The organism is Niveispirillum sp. GW835-FHT14G11, from assembly GCF_058793615.1.
Map to the genome: position 1 here is coordinate 1 of NZ_JBXAFZ010000024.1, position 17104 is coordinate 17104.

Genomic DNA, 17104 nt, shown 5'->3' on the forward strand with positions numbered 1-17104 from the left:
AGCAAAGGCAATCGCCGAACTCTTGCCATGGAATTGGAAGGCAAAACCCTGAATGGGCCTACGCCGGATGCTTACCCTCGTCCTGCCACCACAGCTCTATGTCGGTTCCCGGCGGCAGGCTGGTCCGGATCGATGCCAATTCAGCGGGGAAGTTTTTTTTAAATTCATCAAGGGCCTGAACGTCCTGGGCGTAGTGGTGGGGACGGGCAGACAGCTTGGCGAACCCCAACGCCTTCATCTCGCGGCTCATGGTTGACGCATCCAGAGAAATGCCGAACTCCTCGGCGATCCACTGCACCAGGTCCTTGAGCCGCCAGCGCACCACACCGTCAACCGCCGGGATCGGCCCCCGTTCCACCTTCTCCGCCAGTGCTTGCCGCTGGGCGGCATTGAGCTTCGGCCGTTGACCTGGCGCCTTCCGGTCGATCAGACCGTCCGGGCCCAGTGCATTGAAAGCAAGGACCCAGTCCCAGACGATTTGCAGGCCGACCCCGCCCAGCTTAGCCGCCGCGCTGCGACGGCCCCCATCATAGATCGACGCCAGGGCCAACAACCGCCGCTTCTGGTCGGCGTCCCGCGACCGCCGGGCCAAGGCAACAAGAGCGGGGCCATCATAATCAGGACGAAGGGGGATCGGCGCTGCCATGGAAAAGCTTCGGCTGTTTGCCAGAGTGACTCACATCCGATCACCTTTGGGAATCCCCGCTGTGAGTCCTCATCAGCGCATATTGGTATAAGTGGTCATTTCTACTATCCATCAAACCTCGGCTTGACTGACAACGCTCAAATTGAAGGCATTGCGTCCAATTGCCGCCGTTGTCGCAACGTGAGCGCTCTTTCGTAGTATTTTACGTTATATCGCTCCATAGGATCCATATTTTCGAAAAGCGTCGCCAGTCGGTCCCAGTAGTCTTGATCCGCTGTGTGGTTTCCGCCATCCAGAAGCACTTTGATCAGAAACGCACGCATGCGCGACAACTCGCCGCCATCGACGTGGAAGTCCCGGACCTGCTGGATAGTTACATCGTGCAGCGTCTGGAAAACGCCGGGGTCGATGCGCGACGAGTTGACCACCGTCACGAATACGCTGCCGAGCGTGACCGCAGCAGAGTGCGAAATTGTATCGAAAGCATCGGTGCATTCGGGAAATACGCGGTGCAACGAGTCCTTGGGCAATCGTTTAAACATATCCACCCAGCCGATGAGAGTTTGCATGAGTTCGTAAAGCGACCGGGCTGCGCGAACAGAAAACTCGGAAGCGCGATCGATCCCGTCCCCACTGGAGTTATAGGCTTCTTCCAGACCGTCCCCGATATGCCGCAAATAATAGAGTCACATGTGACAGTTGACGCTCTGCCGCGCCGCTTTTTTTCACCATTATTGTCCGTCGTCGAAACAAATGGGACGGTTTGCCGATTTTGTGAGCGGAGGTTCTGGCTCGTTGCGGGTTGATGTTAAGCGGGCTGGCTTTGATGGCACAAGCGCCGGTGCTGGATGGTCTGCCTCTTGATTTTTGCCCGCCGTTCCAGGATGGCGGAGCCGCGGCCGTAATAGACATCGGCGGGCGTCAGGTTGCCGATGCTTTCATGGTATCGGCGGCGGTTGTAATGGTCGACGAAATCCTGGATTTTGGCTTCCAGGTCGCCGGGCAGGAGATAGTTTTCGAGCAGGATGCGGTTCTTCAGGGTCTAGTGCCAGCGCTCGATCTTGCCCTGGGTCTTGGGGTGGTTGGGGGCGCCGCGGACATGGTCCATGCCCTTGTCTTCCAGCCATTCGGCCAGATCGCGCGCGATGTAGGACGCGCCATTGTCACTGAGCAAGCGGGGCCGGTGGGCAACATCGACCCGATTGCAGCCCGAGGCCTCCAGCGCCAGGGTCAAGGTGTCGGTGACGTCATCGGCCCCGCTTGCTCAGTGCACAGCTTCCAGGCGACGATATAGCGGGAATAATCATCCAGTATGGTCGACAGATAGAACCAGCCCCAGCCGATGACCTTGAGATGGGTGAAATCGGTCTGCCACATCTGGTTGTGCCGGGTGGTCTTGTCGCGGAATTCGTCGGCCGCCTTGATCACCACGAAGGCCGGGCTGGTGATCAGGTCATGGGCCTTCAGCAACCGGTAGACCGAGGCCTCGGAGACGAAATTGCCCCCGGTATCGGTGAACCTCACCGCCAGTTCACGCGGCGACAGGTCTGGCGCCTCCAGGACCAGTTCGATCAACTGCTGGCGGACCGCGTCGGGGATGCGGTTCCACACCCGGCCCGGCGCGCTGGTCCGGTCGGCCAGGCCGCCTTCACGTGCTGCCCGATAGCGCGCATGCCCCCCGATAGAAGGTGGTGGCGGGAATGCCAAGCCTGTCCGGGGTTCGGTGCAGCGGCAGGTGCGATGCCTCAACCAAGCGGATGATCTCCAGCTTTTCGGACGCGGGGTATCTCATTCCTCGTTGCCCCCATCCGCGATCATGCTTTTTTTGAGCAGGCGGTTTTCCAGGGTCAGGTCGGCGACTACTTCCTTCAGGTCGCGCATCTCGCGCCGCAGGTCCTTGACCTCGCCGGTGCTGGCTTGGCGGGCCGTGTCGCCGGAAAGGCGCTTCTTGCCAGCCTCCAGGAATTCCTTGGACCAGCTGTAATACAGGCTCTCGGCGATGCCTTCCCGTCGGCACAGTTCCGCAATGCTGTCCTCGCCGCGAAGGCCCGACAGCACAATGCGGATCTTCTCCTCCGCCGAATAGTGTTTGCGCGTCTGCCGCCGGATATCCCGGACCACCTGCTCGGCACGCGATTTCGGCGCCATGGATTTCTGCCTCATCTGCGTTCCCTTCGGTCACTACGATGAGCAAGAAATCCTCCCTTATGCAATCAACCGAGTTCGTCCCACAGGGCCTGACGGCGGACAGCCGACGCCGTTGCCGCGTTTTCGGATGATAATCGGTGCCGCCGGCTGCCATCGGTCAATCAGCCTAGCTGGCCGGGATACGGGGCGTCGGGCACGGCCAGGGCATTATCAATGCTCTGACCAGGATTGCCGACAGCAATTCACGGTTACAACGCGGACCCCGCTGCATGCGACCAAGCTGCGGTTGCGCATCTGGCTGCTGGCCCTGAGGTTCATCCTGCAATCCGATAAGGGCGTCTCCTCGTTCCGGCTGGCCGACATCATCGGGGTAAGGCAGCCGACGGCATGGCGGATGGGGCATGTGCTGCGTCTGCTGGTGGCCCGTGACCACACGCTGGGTGGCGTCATCGAAATCGATGATATGTATTTCGGTGGTGCTCCCGGTCCGATCCCGACAAGCCCGGTGCCGGTCGGGGCTGCAAAGGACACCCGCGTACGACCAAGACCCCGGCCATGGTCGTTGTTCAGCGGCCCGCCGGATCGGACCCGGGAACAGCGGCCGACGAAGCCAGGGCCTGCGTTGTTGCCGACCTGTCGTTGAACGAGACCGAACGGGTGCTGGAAGCGAGCGTGACGCCGCAGGCCCATCTGATGAGCGATGAATGAAAGGCCTTCGTGGCGGCCGGCACTGCCTTCGCCCGTCACGACACCGTGTGCCCTGCCCGCAAGGAATATGCCCGTGGCACCGTCCATGCCAATGCTGCTGAAGGCTTCAACAACCGGGTCCGCCAGACCATCGCCGGCATCTTCCATCACATCAGTCCCCAGCATGCCGACCTCTATTTCCATTGGTCACAGCGTATTGCTGCCGGTCGAAAGATCCGAAGAGCCCGGAAAGGAAGGACAATTCTGCAAACCCTCTGGGACCGGGTGCCCCCCGCACGCCAGTTGCCGGCTGTTTTCGTCATGGCCGTCGGACGTCAGATCCGACGGACAAAAGCCGGCGGCATCAATGTCAGATCAACCGTGGCTGCCTTTGGTTGACAATGGCGGCGTGATTCTTCGCCCCTCCTATGTCGTGACCCCTCAATGGGGCGCTGCCGCCTGCTGCGGCATGGTCCAGATCGGCACGCCGGTCATGTCGGGCAGCCGATGGGCGATGCCCTTGTGACAGTCGATGCAGGTGGCCTGACCGGTAAACAGGAATTGCTGATGTGCCGCCGCGCCGCGCGCGCCCTGGCGGGTGATATCCATGCTGTCGGCGCTGTGGCAGTTGCGGCATTCCAGGGAATTGTTGGCCTTCAGCCGCGCCCATTCATGGCTGGCCAGTTCCTTGCGCTTGGCCTCGAACTTCTCCGGTGTGTTCACGGTGCCGAAAATCTTGCCCCAGACCTCTTTGGAGGCCTGCATCTTGCGGGCGATCTTGTCGGTCCATTTATGTGGCACATGGCAATCGGGGCAGGTGGCCCGCACGCCCGACCGGTTGGAATAATGGATGGTCTGTTTCAGATCGGCATATGGATTGTCCCGCATCTCGTGGCAGCCGATGCAGAAGGCCTCCTTGTTGGTGACCTCCAGGGCGGTGTTGAAGCCACCCCACCACAGCACGCCGGCGATAAAGCCGCCAATGGTGAGGAAACCGATGGAGAGATGGCCGGCCGGGCGGTTGAACGCCCGCCAGGCCGCCATCACCAGATCCAGTGCGCGACGGATGATGCCCATCATTGGCCCCCTTTGGCGCCGGCATCCTTTTCGCGGATGACGCTGTCGACATCGCGGAAACTGTTGGGCACGCGCGGCTGTACGTCCGTCTGCGGCACATGGCATTGCAGGCAGAAATAGCGGCGCGCCGACACGGCCCCCAGCACCTGCCCGTCACGATCCTGGAAATGGGTGACGGAGATCATTGGTGCCTGGCTGTCGCCGGTAAATTCCCGCGCGTGGCAGGTCAGGCACTTATTGGCGCGCAGGTCCAACTGATATCCCACGATCTGGTGCGGGATCACCGGCGGCTGTTCGGGATAGTTGCGCTGCCGGCGGCGGTCGTCGGTGGCATCCTTCGGAATGGACGGGGCTTCCTGAACGGTCAGCCCGTCGGCCCCGGTGAAGGCCGGGCGGCCACTGGCTTTGACATCGCGCACGGTCGCGCTGAGGCTGGCGGCGACCTGGGCCGGGGCCGGATCGGTGGCGAAAGCTTTTTGCGCCACCGGCACGCCCAGCACGGGCAGGGCCGCCAGCAGGGACAGGATCAGGGCGGTGCGGAGGTTCTTCATGATCATGCCCCCTGGACCGGCGTGATGCGCACGGCGCATTTCTTGTAGTCGGTCTGTTTGGAGATCGGGTCGGTGGCGTCCAGCGTGACGCGGTTGATCAGCACATCGGCATCAAACCAGGGCACGAAGACCAGCCCGCGCGGCGGCTTGTTGCGGCCCCGCGTTTCCACCCGCGCCCGCACCTGGCCACGCCTGGAGGCCACCAGCACTTCCTGCCCGCGCCGCACATTCATCGCTTGGGCATCATCGGGATGCATGTAGCAGAGTGCCTGCGGTACGGCCTTGTGCAGTTCCGGCACGCGGCGCGTCATGGAACCGGAATGCCAATGTTCCAGCACCCGGCCCGTCGACAGCCAGAATGGATAATCCGTGTCCGGGCTTTCGGCCGGCGGCTCATAAGGCAGGGCATAGATGCGGGCCTTGCCATCCTTATGGCCATAAAAGCGCATCCCTTCGCCGGCCGGCACATAGGGGTCGCTGCCTTCACGGAAGCGCCAGCGCGTTTCCTGGCCATTCACCACCGGCCAGCGCAACCCGCGTTCCTCGTGATAGCGCTCATAGGGGGCAAGGTCATGGCCATGGCCACGGCCAAAGCTGGCATATTCCTCAAACAGCCCCTTTTGCAGATAGAATCCCAGTTCCTTGGATTCTCGGTTCTCATAGGCCGGGTCGCATTCGCTGAGGGAGAACCTGTCCACCTGCCCATTGCGATAGAGGATGTCGAACAGGGTCTTGCCGTGGAATTCCGGCGCCTTGGCCAGCAATTCCGCCGGCCAGACGTCCTCTACCTTGAAGCGTTTGGAGAATTCGACCAGTTGCCACAGGTCCGACCGCGCCTCGCCCGGCGCGTTCACCAGCTGGTGCCAGACCTGAGTGCGGCGTTCGGCATTGCCATAGGCCCCTTCCTTTTCCACCCACATGGCGGCGGGCAGCACCAGATCGGCGGCCATGGTGGTGACGGTGGGATAGGCATCCGATACGACGATGAAATTGTCCGGGTTGCGATAGCCGGGCCAGGTCTCGTTGGCGGTATTGGGGGCCGCCTGCATGTTGTTGTTCACCTGCACCCAATAGCAGTTCAGCTTGCCATCCTTCAGCATCCGGTCCTGCTGCACGGCGTGGAAGCCGGGCTTGGCCGGGATGGTGCCTTCCGGCAGCTTCCACAGATGTTCGGCATGGGCGCGGTGTTCGGCATTCGTCACCACCATGTCGGCGGGCAGCCGGTGGGAGAAGGTGCCAACCTCCCGCGCGGTGCCGCAGGCGCTGGGTTGACCGGTCAGCGAGAAGGGGCTGTTGCCGGGCTCGGCGATCTTGCCCGTCAGCAGATGGATATTATAGGCCAAGTTATTGGCCCAGACGCCGCGCGTATGCTGGTTGAAGCCCATGGTCCAGAAGCTGGTGACCTTGATCTTCGGATCGGCATAAAGCTCCGCCAGCGCCTTCAGCCTTGCCGCCGGCACACCGGACTGGGCGGCCACCTTTTCCAGCGTATAGGGGGCGACGAAGGCGGCGAATTCCTCAAAACTGATCGGGTCGGAATCATTGGCACTGCCGGCATTCTTGGCCGCCTTTTCCAGCGGATTGTCGGGCCGCAGCCCATAGCCGATATCGGTGCGCCCCTTCACGAAGGTGGTGTGTTTGTTGACGAAATCCTTGTTCACCCGCCCGGTCTGGATGATGTGGTTGGCGATATAGTTCAGGATGGCCAGATCGGTCTGCGGCGTGAACACCATGGGGATGTCGGCCAGCTCGAACGAGCGATGTTCGAAGGTGGACAGCACCGCCACCTTCACATCCGGGTTGGACAGGCGGCGGTCGGTGACGCGGGTCCACAGGACGGGGTGCATCTCCGCCATGTTGCTGCCCCACAGCACGAAGGCGTCGGCGGCTTCGATATCGTCATAGCATCCCATCGGCTCATCAATGCCGAAGGTGCGCATGAAGCCGGCCACGGCCGACGCCATGCAGTGCCGTGCGTTGGGATCGATATTGTTGGAGCGGAAACCGGCTTTCATCAGTTTGACGGCGGCATAGCCTTCATGCACCGTCCATTGGCCGGACCCGAACATGCCGATGGCTTCCGGCCCCTTGGCCTTCAGGGTGGCCTTCCACTTCTCCGCCATGATGTCGAAGGCCTGATCCCAGGTGATGGGGGTGAAGTCCCCCTCCTTGGCGTACTGGCCGTTCTTCATGCGCAGCATCGGCGTGGTCAGCCGGTCCTGGCCATAGATGATCTTGGACAGGAAATAGCCCTTCACGCAGTTCAGGCCCCGGTTGACCTCGGCCTTCTGGTCGCCATGGGTGGCGACGATGCGGCCTTCCTTCACCCCCACCATGACGCCGCAGCCGGTGCCGCAGAAGCGGCAGGCGGCCTTGGACCATTTCACCTTGGCATCCATGCCGGTGGGCAGTTGCGTGGCACCGGCCTGCAGGGTGACGCCGGCGGTGGCGGCCGCCGTGGCGGCGGCCTGGGCCTTCAGATAATCGCGGCGGGTCAGTGTCATGGCATGGGCTCCGCAAGGCACGCCGACGGTTCGGCGTGGTGATAAACGGGAAGGGCGCTGTAGACGCCGGCAAGGGCATTGATGGCGTCCAGCATGTCCGCCGTGGTGCCTGCACTGGGCTGTTCGGTCAGCACGATCAGCCGGCTGGCATCGCCGTCGGTGGGCACAATCTCGCCCCCCAGCGCCTGGATGCGGGCGGCTATCGCGGCCAGCGCATCGGGGCGGGCATGGACGATCAGGCTGGAAATGTGGATTTGATCGCTCATGCGGCATCTCCCGTGCGGGGTGTGAGTTGGATGGCACCGACAGGGCAGGGGGCAAGGCAGTCACCGCAGCCGGTGCAGCGATCCCCATCCACATCGGCCCGCGCCCGCCCGCGCGGCAGCAGCAGGAAGCGGATGGCCGCTTCCGGGCAGGCATCGCCGCAGGTCCGGCAATAGGCCCCGGTTTCCGCCAGGCAATGGGCGGCTATAACGGCCAGCGGCGGACCGGCAGGCGGTATGGCACCAGGAGCAGGTGCCCGGCCAAACAGGGCGCGGCGTGAAAGCCTTGTTTCCATGGCGGTCGTGCCCCGTCACATGCCCGGCGGGCCAGCGAATATCTGATATATCCAGACGGTGAAGCCATAGCCAGCCACCACCCCGATCGACAGAACCGGGATGAAAACGAAGGCCAGAAAGACGAACTTCAGCAGTTCGGCCTTTCTGGAGTCCGGAGCGGGGGTTGCATCCATGACATCCTGCCAAAACTATTATTTGCTGACAAAACCATACCCCCAATTGTAGGGGCAAACATTGATCAGGATCAATCTTGCATAACGTCAGCAGTGATCATCGTATTCCGTTATACACAGAAATTTATAGAAAATTGATAATAGTACTATTGTCAATTGATAATAATCAATTTACATCTGAGTGATTTTCCTCATCACTTCTGGTGCCGCACTTGTGCGGAATTTGCCGAAGCGCAAGGACTGCGGTGTTCAGGCCTGCTTGGATGGCCTGCATCCCCAGTGTGAAGGTTCTTGATAGATGACGACGCAATTCATCCAGTTCCGACGTGATGCTGCACATCTACTGTTGTTGCAGCAGGGTGCCGTACTCGGCGCACAGGCCGATGGATCGGTTATCTGTGCCATTGACGATTGTCCCGAGGCACTACCGCCTGAGCGGCTGTTGCAACGGTTGCAGGGGCTGTTCCCGACACCGGGCACGGCCCGCATCAGCTTTACCGATTTGCCCGAACGCGATGGTGGCTGCTGCGGCGGCCGCTGTGGCGGCTGACAAGGCCCGAGGAACGACATGACATCCCTGACACAACCCGTATCGATGTTGGCTGCCACCATTCCAGGTGCCACCGCCGTCTTTCGGCGCCATGGCATCGACTTTTACTTCAGCGGCGATTTGCCCCTGGCTGACGCGGCCAAGGCCCAAGGGCTTGACCCGGCCGGACTTTTGCGGGAACTGCTGAGCCAGCCGGATGGCGAGGGTGCGGCCCCCGCCAGCGTGTCCACTCCGGCGCTGATCAGTTTGATTCTGAGCCGCTTTCATGAAGGTCACCGGCGACAGTGGGAGGAATTGCTTTACCTGTCGCGGAAGGTGGAGAGCGTCCATGGCCAACACCCGGACTGTCCCAAGGGCCTTCATACCCTGTTGGTCCAGGTGGCGGCTGAGTTGGAGGAACATATGCAGAAGGAGGAGCAAGTGCTGTTCCCGGCCATGCTGTCCGGCGGTTCCCTGTTCCTGACCGGCCCCATCGCCTGCATGATGGAGGAGCATGACCTGTTCGGCGATCAGTTGCGCCAGATGGTGGCGCTGACGCGCAACTTCACGCCCCCGGCCCGCGCCTGCGCCACTTGGCGGGCACTCTATAGCAGCTTGCAACATTTCGTGCAGGAGGCCGGGGAGCATGTGCACCTGGAAAACAACGTCCTGTTTACGCGCTTTAATATATCGATTTGAGCAGTGATATTGACGCAGGAGCGCCGCATATCCTACCTAGCCATGGGCCATCAGATGACCTCGCCTCACAGATAATGACAATGAAGCCCGACGACCTGAGCTTGGTGCGCAGCCTTCCGATGTTTCGCAAGCTGGCCGACGGGCAATTGTCGGCCCTGGCGGCATATGGATCGCTGCAGCGCTATCCGCGTTCCACCCTGCTGTTCAACGAGGGGGATCAGGCCGATTTCCTGATGGTGCTGCTTGAAGGTGCGGTTGAACTGTTTGCCCGCGACCAGGATGAGAAGGAGGCGGTGGTGGACATCCTGTTCCCCGTCGATAGTTTCATCCTGGCTGCGGCATTGACCGGGGCCCCCTATTTGATGTCGGCCCGAACCCTTATGCCATCACGCATTTTTCTACTGGAAGCTGGGGCGTTCCGTCGGGCCGTGGCGGCTGATCCTGATCTTTCCATCCCCGTGATGGAGGAACTTGCCCAGCATTTCCGCAGGCTGGTCCGTCAGATCAAAGATCTGAAGCTGCGAACAGGTGCCCAGCGCCTGGGTTGCTATGTCCTGTCCCTGGCGGGGGAAACGGATGAGGCAATATTGCGTTTTGACAAGCGAACGTTCGCTTCACGCCTGGGCATGACGGCGGAAAACCTCTCGCGCGCCTTTGCAACATTGCGAGACCATGGATTGTCTGTTGACGGAAGCCGGATGGTGATCCTGGATCGGATTCGGCTGACTGCTTTCTCCCGTCCAGCGGCCCTTATCGATCACGATGATCAGCCGCTCTCAATCATATAGAGCGGCCTTCCTTTGACTGGAGGCTGGTCCGGCGGCGACTGCCATCGGTGCCGCCCGCGCGGGGTAGGCCCAAACCGCAGACGCGGTGTCGGCGATTGAGGAAAGCGAAAGCCTGGAGCGTGTTTCCGGTCAGCAGAAACACGCTCCAGGGATTGGTCGTGGAAAGGGTGCGAGGCGTGCCAACGCTCTGGAAGACCGATTCTGGTCATCCCGGTCGGCCATCGGCGCGGCGGGAAACCAGAATCGGTGCATAGATGATGAGAAACAGGATGAAGGCCGCCACCCAGGCGGTTCCGGCAATCCTGTAGGCGATCATCATGTCGGGCAGCAACGGGGCAAGAACCCGGACCAGCGCGCCCAGGGTCAACAGCAGGTACGCGGCGACCGTTGCCCTGGCGGCAACAATCTCCCGCCCGGTATGGCCCAGCGCCGCACGGCTCATCACGGCAAGGATCATGGTGGCGAAGGCACCAGCCGTCAACGCATGCACCCAGCTCTGGCCGACAGTCAATCCCACCAGAAGCCATCCCGCCTTCAGGATCAGGCCGACAGGGATCCAGCCATAAGCCACATGCAGGATGAACAGGATGGGCTGATCCACCCCCTTCCATCCCTGCCAGCGGGCTAGGCGCAACCCATGCGCCAGACCGGCGGCAAGGGCAAGAACCCCCGGCACCCACCCGGTCGGTTGCAGGATATCGGCCAGGGTCAGCGCCAACGAGGTGGCCAGGGCCAGCCGGTCAGCCCAGCCGAAGGCAGGTATGGTGGCCGGTCGGCCCAGCCGCTTCAACGCACTGCTGGTAAAGGAGGGAACGATCCGTCCGCCAATCAACGCCACCATGATCAGGACCATGTCGATGGCCAGAATCCGTCCGGTTGCCCAGATCCCCGGCACCCAGCCCAGGCGATCCAGGTGATAGAGGGCGCTGGCGGCGGTGAGCATCAGCAGCAACAGCAGCATCATATAGTTACGCCGATTGCGTGCGCGGATGATGGAGGGAAGGACCATGGCCCCCAGGGCCGGAAAGAAGGCAAGGTCGATCAACGCCCCCGGCAATGGCGGCAGCGGCGTAATCGGGTTCAGGGCCAGCCGCCCGGCCAGCCACAGCAGCGTCAGTGCCACCAGCTTGCCGCCCGCGAAGCCTCGCTCCCCGGTCCAGTTTGGCACCGCAGTCAGCAGGAAGCCGGCGATGGCGGCTCCGGCGAAACCGAACAGCATTTCATGGCCATGCCAGTCGGCCGGATTGCCCAGACCATCGGGCCAATGACCGCTGTGCAGAACATGCAGCCAGAGCGCCAGCAGGATAATGGCATGCGTCCCCGCTGCCAGAAAGAACGGGCGGAACCCGTAAGCGAACAAAGCGAGACGGGCAGGGCGGGGACGGAATGTCTCTTCAAACGGCTGGGTCATGGTGGGGATACCTTCTACTGCGTCCCCCTTCTTATCGCCCCCCAGAATGCGCTGGCGTTGTGGTGGCACAAACAACCGACATTCCACCCGGCTTTTTTGCAGAAAGGTGTTCTTGCCATCCCCTTCCTTCAGGACGCTATCCGCCGATCCCGGTCAGCCTGTGCAGCAGGAACAGGCAACCGATGACCACCACGAAATAGGAACCGAAGGCGACTTGCCAGGAGCGCCCGGCGTGGCGCATTTCAGCGAAAACCAGCAGGACGATCATCACCTTGGTAAAGGTGAGGCCGAAAATCAGGGCAACGGCACCGGCGGGAAGGGTGCTGGCGACCATGGACAGGCTGGTCAGGGCGAGTAGGGTGATGGCGGCGATATGGATGGCACGCATCAGGTCACCGGATGATATACAGGGTGGGCAAGATCATCAGCCAGATCAGGTCCGTGAAATGCCAGTATCGGGCATAATCCCCCAGATAGTGATGTTGCGATTTCAAGAAGGACAGGCTGAACAACACCAGCCCCAGCGCCACATGCAGCGCGTGAAATCCCGTGATCAGGTAATAGATCTGGGCGAATTTTGCCTCATAGTCGAACCTGTTGATGCTTATGGTATATTCCTGGACTTTAAACGCCAGGAACAGCAGGCCGGAAGCCATGGCGCCGATCAGTGCCGGTTTGAAACGGCGCCGATGACGCTGGCATTCCACGGCGATGGCAGCCAGCCAGCCGCTGATGATCAGGGCAAATGTTTCCATGATCGCGGGCTTGACCGCCAGCATCGACTGGGTGTCTGCGAAAACATCCCTGTTCAGCAGCTTCATCACGCAAAAGCCGATCAGCAAGCCCGAAAAGACCAGCAGATCGCCGATGATGAATATCCAAATCATGACATTGCCGGGAATTTCTGCCTGATCGGCAAGGGGGGCGTCGGCACCATCGGTTTCCCCGGTCGCAGGACCGGCGGTGGATATGGAGCGCGGTGAGTACATGATGATCCTCCGGCACATCCACGTCGGGTCGGATGGATCAGGCCGGTCCATACCATAGACGCGGCAGCACCGCGTAAACGGCCAAGCCCGCCAGTTGGATAGCACCAGCCAGTGTCGTGAACCGGGCGAAATGCGTGGTGACGGGAACGCTGCACAGACTGACTGCAATGGCGGCATCAAGGCCGAAGAACAGCCCCAGCGCCACGACGCCTGCCCGAAGCGGTTGATCCCCAATCCGGGATGCGATCATTCGCCAATGTTGGGTCAGCGCCAACCCCACCACGCCCACCGCAAGAAAGCCGGCCAGTTCAACCAAAGCCCCGAGCGGGGCACCGACCCGTGCATCAAGCCATAAGGTGCGCAGCAGGCCGGTACCGAGATAGAGCAGGCAGAGGGGAAGCCCGTAGAGGATCATGGCGGGTTTTCCCCATTTCCTGATACTGGCGGCGCGTGACCATCGCTGCGGTTAAAGCCCGCCCAACAGGGTCTCGAACTTTTTGCCCGCCCGGCCTGGATTTTTCACGGCCTTTGCGGCATCCAGATTGGATGGCTTGCCAACAATGACCGCCCCCACCATGCCCATGGCGAAATGCGGCTTGCATTTCACGCCATAGATCCCCTCGGTGGTGAAGGTGACGGTAACGTCCTGACCCATTTTACCGATAAATGGCTCAGCCCCGGCAGGGGCCATACCGGGAATCGTTTCGGCATTATGGCCGGGATCGGTGGCTTTGAAGGTGACGCTGTCGCCCGGCGCGATCCGGATCAATTCTGGCTCGAACACCATGGCACCAGTGGCTCCCTTGTTCAGCATCTTCACCTCGTGACTGGCCGCCGTCGCCATCGTGGGCAGGCTGATGACAAGGGCGGCGGCGAGGAGAAGGGCTTTTGACTTCATGATTGGCTCCATCAATGGATTTCGACATTCGTCACCGGCATCGATATCGCGGATGGAAAGCGGCACCTTTGCGCCAGGGCAAACAGAAGATGAAAACCCGCACGGCAAGCGGCCATCAGGACAGGATGTCGCGGAGCTGACTTACAGCCCCAACCAACGTCTCAGGCCGCCTTCTTCCCGCACCAGCCGGATGCCCAGGTTGGCGGGCGGGACGCCAACGGAGCAGGCACCGGCCTTCGGGTCGCGGATGAAGCCGACCATCAGGGCGCGGTGGCCTCCTTCGGCAACACGGACGCCGCAATTCTCTGTCACCTGTGTTTGCCCGTCCGGCTTGACGTGGTGGCGGATATAGCAGGTGGAAGTCCATTCCCAGACATTGCCCGACAGATCGGCCAGACCATGTTCGTTGATCCCGAAATGCCCGGCCGGCATCGGCGTGGCATCAATCTTTCCTTGCCCGCGTGACTCTGCCGTGTAGGTGGCAATCCAGCGCTTGGACGGATCGTTTGGGTCGCTGATTTCGGTATAGGCATCGTCTTTATAGCGGGAGCCGGCGGCCAATGCCCATTCCTCATCGGTTGGCAGCCGCCATCTTTTGCCGGTCCGGGCGGACAGCCAGTCTGCATAGGCGACGGCATCATCGTAATTGACACCCGTCACCGGACGGTCAGCGTCACCCGCCCTGTCCAGTACAGGACAAGCATCGGCGCCGACGCACTGATCATACTCCCCCCTGGTCACCTGGTTCCGCATGATGGTCAAGGGGTACTGAAGCGTGATGGTGCGCAATGGTCCGTTGACGGGCGTGCCATGGTGGAGAAACTCCCCGGCTTCGCGATAGGCTACGGCGGCGCTGCTGATGCGCACCGTACCGCCGTCGTTCGGGGCAGGTGCGAGGACATGGGCAGCGGTGAGTGCGGAAAGCCCGATCAGGGCCGCTTTGATGCTGCTGGATGCCAGCATGGGACACCTCTCGACCGCATGATGGAAGCGACTGGCGACCTCTTGATTGTCTCCAGGTCGCCAGTGAGTGATCAGTTGAGGGTGATGGGGCCGGGGGGCGTCACCTGTTTCATCAGGTCGTTGTTCCAGTTGCCCGCGACCTTGACATGGGCGGTGGCTCCCAGCTCTGCCGCTTCGATCAGATTGTGGTTCACATAGGCATAGATGCCGGGCTGTTGGAATGTGTAGATGGCCACGCCGGCGCTGCCGCCCGCGACAAACCAGGTTTCCAGCCCTTTCTCCGGGGCATTGGCGAACTTGCCGCGTTCCCAGACATAGTCGCCATGGCCGCCGATCAGGTGAGGGCGGGTGTCGCGGTTGGCTGTGCTGTGGATGAACAGCACGGTCTCGCCCACCTTCGCATTCAGGGCCTTGTCGCCAGTCAGCGCGCCGACGGCACCGTTGAACACCACATGGGTCGGGATCAGTCCCTTCATGACCTCTGCCGTGTCGGCATAGGAGTCGCCGGCACTTTCATAATCCTTGTATTTGCCGTTGGCATCCTTGGGCACATAGAGGTCGAATTCGCCGATCGTATAGGCGCGGTCATATCGGATGGGCTTGCCCTTCTCATCCTTCAGCCCGTCGCGCGGCAGAACCATAATGGTGCCGGACATCCCGCCGACCACATGCCAAGGGATCATGCCCGGGGGTGCGCAATGATAGACGAAGGCCCCGACTTTGGTGGCCTTGAAGCGCAGGGCCGCCTGTTCGCCGGGATTGACCAGGGTCAGTTGTGCCCCACCCAAGGCGCCGGTGGCGCTATGAAAGTCGATATTGTGCGGCATGGAGTTGGTCTCGGGGTTGATCAGTGTCAATTCGACATAGTCCCCCTCATGCACCACCATGGTCGGACCGGGCATCGAACCGTCGAAGGTCATTGCCTGGAAGGTCGTGCCTTCACCATCAATGACGATCTCCTTTTCGTCGATCCTCATCGTGAACTGGACGACCTTGGGTCCGCCCTTGGCAATCTGGTCATGTTCCATCACAAAAGGCGGGGCCACCAGCTTTGCCTTCACGCGCGGTAGCCCGATGGTTAGATCGGCTTGGTTTTTGGCATTGAGTGTGGGATTGGGGCCTTCATCGGCCCGGATCGGGGCTGCCATCAGCAGGGCGACGGCAGCGGCACCGCAAAGGGCGACGCGGAGGGATAACATGGCACTTCCTTTCTTGACTCTTGCCGTTGCTGTTGACGGGAGTAGACGACGAAGCGTCGTTGCGTTATTTGAGAAAAGGCAATGAGTGCCTCATCTGGTGAGTAGCCGGTCATTTGGTCGCACGTGCGACGGTCATTATTTAGATGGCATTTTGGAATACTGGAGGCGTGAATGGCAGCGCAACGTCTTGACCAGTCGCTTATTCGTGGTCACGGCATCTTTCAGGCGATGAATGGTGATGATCTTGACGCTGTTCTTGCCATGGCATCAGTTCGCCGCTTGGCCGAGGGGTCTGCCGCTTTCACCCAAGGGCATGAGGCGACCGAGTTCTTCTGCTTGCTGAACGGTTGCCTGAAAGTCACCCAGACGACGCAGGATGGACAGCAGGTGGTGATGCGACACGTCAATCCCGGCGATATTTTCGGTATCGCCATGGCAATGCGCCGCCCCGACTACCCGGCGACAGCTGTTGCCGTTGTCGAAAGCTTGGCGCTGGCCTGGCCGTCCAGCCAGTGGGACAACTTCATTGCCCGTTGCCCGACGCTGGCGGTCAATGCCCTGCAAGCGGTCGGGCAGCGCCTGCAGGATGCCCATACAAGGATACTGGAATTATCCACGGAGGAGGTGGAGCGTCGGGTTGCCCATGCCGTGCTGCGCCTGGCCCGTCAGGCTGGTCGCAAGACGGAGGAAGGAATCCTGATCGACTTCCCGGTAACCCGTCAGGATATAGCGGAGATGACGGGAACGACGCTGCACACGGTCAGCCGTGTGATGGCGGCGTGGGAGGTCAAGGGGCTGATCACCTCCAGCCGCAAACGCGTCATCGTGGTGGATGCGCACCGGCTTTTTATATTGGCCGAAGGCAGCGGTGAGTAATGGCGGCGTGAGGGCAGATTTCCTGTGAGTGCGGATATGGCGGAGGATTCCGCCTGAAACGGCATCCGCTTCAATCCATTATTCAGCCGCCAGCCATGATCGCACCATTGATTTCGGCGAGAAACGCCGAAAGCGGGATGCCATGTTCGGCGCACGCCTGCTGCACATCATGCAGGCTGGCGATGGGGCAGCCAACACACATCATCTTGCAGCGGATGAAGATCGGGATGGTCACCTTGTATGTCGCCATCAAATCATCAAGGATCGTGTCCGCTCTGATCGGTACGGTTAGCGCTGCGACCATGGTGCACCCTCCTCAAATCATGGGTCGAGGCTAGACCAGTCAAGCGCTGGCGACGTTGACGCCGCGCAACGTTCATTCTGCATCGGCGGGTCATGGTTTTGT

The 17104-nt window shown here is 61.2% G+C and carries 20 protein-coding genes and 2 pseudogenes; 5 read left to right on the forward strand and 17 right to left on the reverse strand.

The window, feature by feature from the left end; all coding sequences use genetic code 11:
• Positions 1-58 precede the first annotated feature (58 nt).
• The 3 genes and pseudogenes from AC1Q7F_RS29115 to AC1Q7F_RS29125 all read right to left on the reverse strand — a co-directional run bounded on the left by AC1Q7F_RS29115 (position 59) and on the right by AC1Q7F_RS29125 (position 2809).
• A complete protein-coding gene (locus tag AC1Q7F_RS29115; RefSeq protein WP_492512070.1) occupies positions 59-646 on the reverse strand; it encodes a helix-turn-helix domain-containing protein in 588 nt (195 codons plus the stop codon).
• A gap of 137 nt (positions 647-783) precedes the next feature.
• Positions 784-1323 carry a hypothetical protein gene (locus AC1Q7F_RS29120; RefSeq protein ID WP_492512071.1) on the reverse strand — a complete coding sequence of 180 codons (540 nt, stop codon included), beginning with the start codon at positions 1321-1323 and terminating at the stop codon, positions 784-786.
• Positions 1324-1454: 131 nt separating this feature from the next.
• Positions 1455-2809 (reverse strand): annotated as a pseudogene (locus tag AC1Q7F_RS29125) (IS3 family transposase).
• A 124-nt stretch (positions 2810-2933) separates the two neighbouring features.
• Here AC1Q7F_RS29125 and AC1Q7F_RS29130 point away from each other — a divergent pair.
• A pseudogene (locus tag AC1Q7F_RS29130) lies at positions 2934-3880 on the forward strand (IS1595 family transposase); the annotation flags it as partial.
• 42 nt (positions 3881-3922) lie between these two features.
• Here the strand turns inward: AC1Q7F_RS29130 and AC1Q7F_RS29135 are convergent.
• From AC1Q7F_RS29135 to napE, 6 genes are read right to left on the reverse strand one after another with little or no spacing between them, the layout of a single operon-like run.
• Positions 3923-4558 (reverse strand): NapC/NirT family cytochrome c, encoded by a 636-nt coding sequence (locus AC1Q7F_RS29135; RefSeq protein ID WP_492512072.1) that lies wholly within the window; start codon positions 4556-4558, stop codon positions 3923-3925.
• The gene (locus AC1Q7F_RS29140; RefSeq protein ID WP_492512073.1) at positions 4558-5109 is read right to left on the reverse strand and encodes a nitrate reductase cytochrome c-type subunit; all 552 of its coding nucleotides are present in this window, start codon (positions 5107-5109) and stop codon (positions 4558-4560) included. Before AC1Q7F_RS29140 ends, AC1Q7F_RS29135 begins: the two co-directional genes overlap by 1 nt.
• 2 nt (positions 5110-5111) lie before the next feature.
• Positions 5112-7613, reverse strand: coding sequence for a nitrate reductase catalytic subunit NapA (napA, locus tag AC1Q7F_RS29145; RefSeq protein WP_492512074.1), 2502 nt, complete (start codon positions 7611-7613; stop codon positions 5112-5114).
• Positions 7610-7879, reverse strand: coding sequence for a chaperone NapD (locus AC1Q7F_RS29150; protein ID WP_492512075.1), 270 nt, complete (start codon positions 7877-7879; stop codon positions 7610-7612). Before AC1Q7F_RS29150 ends, napA begins: the two co-directional genes overlap by 4 nt.
• Positions 7876-8172: a 4Fe-4S dicluster domain-containing protein gene (locus tag AC1Q7F_RS29155; protein ID WP_492512076.1), complete on the reverse strand. Its 297-nt coding sequence runs from the start codon at positions 8170-8172 to the stop codon at positions 7876-7878. The genes AC1Q7F_RS29150 and AC1Q7F_RS29155 overlap by 4 nt, the downstream gene beginning before the upstream one ends.
• Before the next feature lie 15 nt (positions 8173-8187).
• On the reverse strand, positions 8188-8346 hold the full coding sequence (napE, locus tag AC1Q7F_RS29160) for a periplasmic nitrate reductase, NapE protein (protein WP_492512077.1): 159 nt from the start codon (positions 8344-8346) through the stop codon (positions 8188-8190).
• Between the two features lie 298 nt (positions 8347-8644).
• Here napE and AC1Q7F_RS29165 point away from each other — a divergent pair, with 298 nt between their 5' ends.
• From AC1Q7F_RS29165 to AC1Q7F_RS29175, 3 genes are all read left to right on the forward strand, one after another.
• Entirely contained in the window at positions 8645-8896 is a 252-nt protein-coding gene (locus AC1Q7F_RS29165; protein WP_492512078.1) for a hypothetical protein, read from the forward strand.
• A gap of 18 nt (positions 8897-8914) precedes the next feature.
• Positions 8915-9574 carry a DUF542 domain-containing protein gene (locus AC1Q7F_RS29170; protein ID WP_492512079.1) on the forward strand — a complete coding sequence of 220 codons (660 nt, stop codon included), beginning with the start codon at positions 8915-8917 and terminating at the stop codon, positions 9572-9574.
• Between the two features lie 80 nt (positions 9575-9654).
• Entirely contained in the window at positions 9655-10362 is a 708-nt protein-coding gene (locus AC1Q7F_RS29175; protein ID WP_492512080.1) for a cyclic nucleotide-binding domain-containing protein, read from the forward strand.
• Between the two features lie 205 nt (positions 10363-10567).
• On the opposite strand, the gene AC1Q7F_RS29180 is transcribed toward AC1Q7F_RS29175, so the two are convergent.
• From AC1Q7F_RS29180 to nirK, 7 genes are all read right to left on the reverse strand, one after another.
• Entirely contained in the window at positions 10568-11773 is a 1206-nt protein-coding gene (locus tag AC1Q7F_RS29180) for an NnrS family protein (RefSeq protein ID WP_492512081.1), read from the reverse strand.
• A gap of 136 nt (positions 11774-11909) precedes the next feature.
• Positions 11910-12161 carry a cytochrome C oxidase subunit IV family protein gene (locus AC1Q7F_RS29185; RefSeq protein WP_492512082.1) on the reverse strand — a complete coding sequence of 84 codons (252 nt, stop codon included), beginning with the start codon at positions 12159-12161 and terminating at the stop codon, positions 11910-11912.
• A gap of 4 nt (positions 12162-12165) precedes the next feature.
• Positions 12166-12762 carry a cytochrome c oxidase subunit 3 gene (locus tag AC1Q7F_RS29190; RefSeq protein ID WP_492512083.1) on the reverse strand — a complete coding sequence of 199 codons (597 nt, stop codon included), beginning with the start codon at positions 12760-12762 and terminating at the stop codon, positions 12166-12168.
• Between the two features lie 37 nt (positions 12763-12799).
• Positions 12800-13177, reverse strand: a complete 378-nt coding sequence (locus AC1Q7F_RS29195) for a hypothetical protein (protein WP_492512084.1) — start codon at positions 13175-13177, stop codon at positions 12800-12802.
• Positions 13178-13228: 51 nt separating this feature from the next.
• Positions 13229-13726: a pseudoazurin gene (locus AC1Q7F_RS29200; RefSeq protein ID WP_492512085.1), complete on the reverse strand. Its 498-nt coding sequence runs from the start codon at positions 13724-13726 to the stop codon at positions 13229-13231.
• Between the two features lie 75 nt (positions 13727-13801).
• Positions 13802-14623, reverse strand: coding sequence for a formylglycine-generating enzyme family protein (locus AC1Q7F_RS29205; RefSeq protein ID WP_492512086.1), 822 nt, complete (start codon positions 14621-14623; stop codon positions 13802-13804).
• 71 nt (positions 14624-14694) lie between these two features.
• On the reverse strand, positions 14695-15822 hold the full coding sequence (gene nirK, locus AC1Q7F_RS29210) for a copper-containing nitrite reductase (RefSeq protein WP_492512087.1): 1128 nt from the start codon (positions 15820-15822) through the stop codon (positions 14695-14697).
• A 171-nt stretch (positions 15823-15993) separates the two neighbouring features.
• Here nirK and AC1Q7F_RS29215 point away from each other — a divergent pair, with 171 nt between their 5' ends.
• A complete protein-coding gene (locus AC1Q7F_RS29215) occupies positions 15994-16698 on the forward strand; it encodes a Crp/Fnr family transcriptional regulator (RefSeq protein WP_492512088.1) in 705 nt (234 codons plus the stop codon).
• An 82-nt stretch (positions 16699-16780) separates the two neighbouring features.
• Here AC1Q7F_RS29215 and AC1Q7F_RS29220 read toward each other — a convergent pair whose 3' ends face one another.
• Positions 16781-17002 (reverse strand): DUF1858 domain-containing protein, encoded by a 222-nt coding sequence (locus AC1Q7F_RS29220; protein WP_492512089.1) that lies wholly within the window; start codon positions 17000-17002, stop codon positions 16781-16783.
• Positions 17003-17104 lie beyond the last annotated feature (102 nt).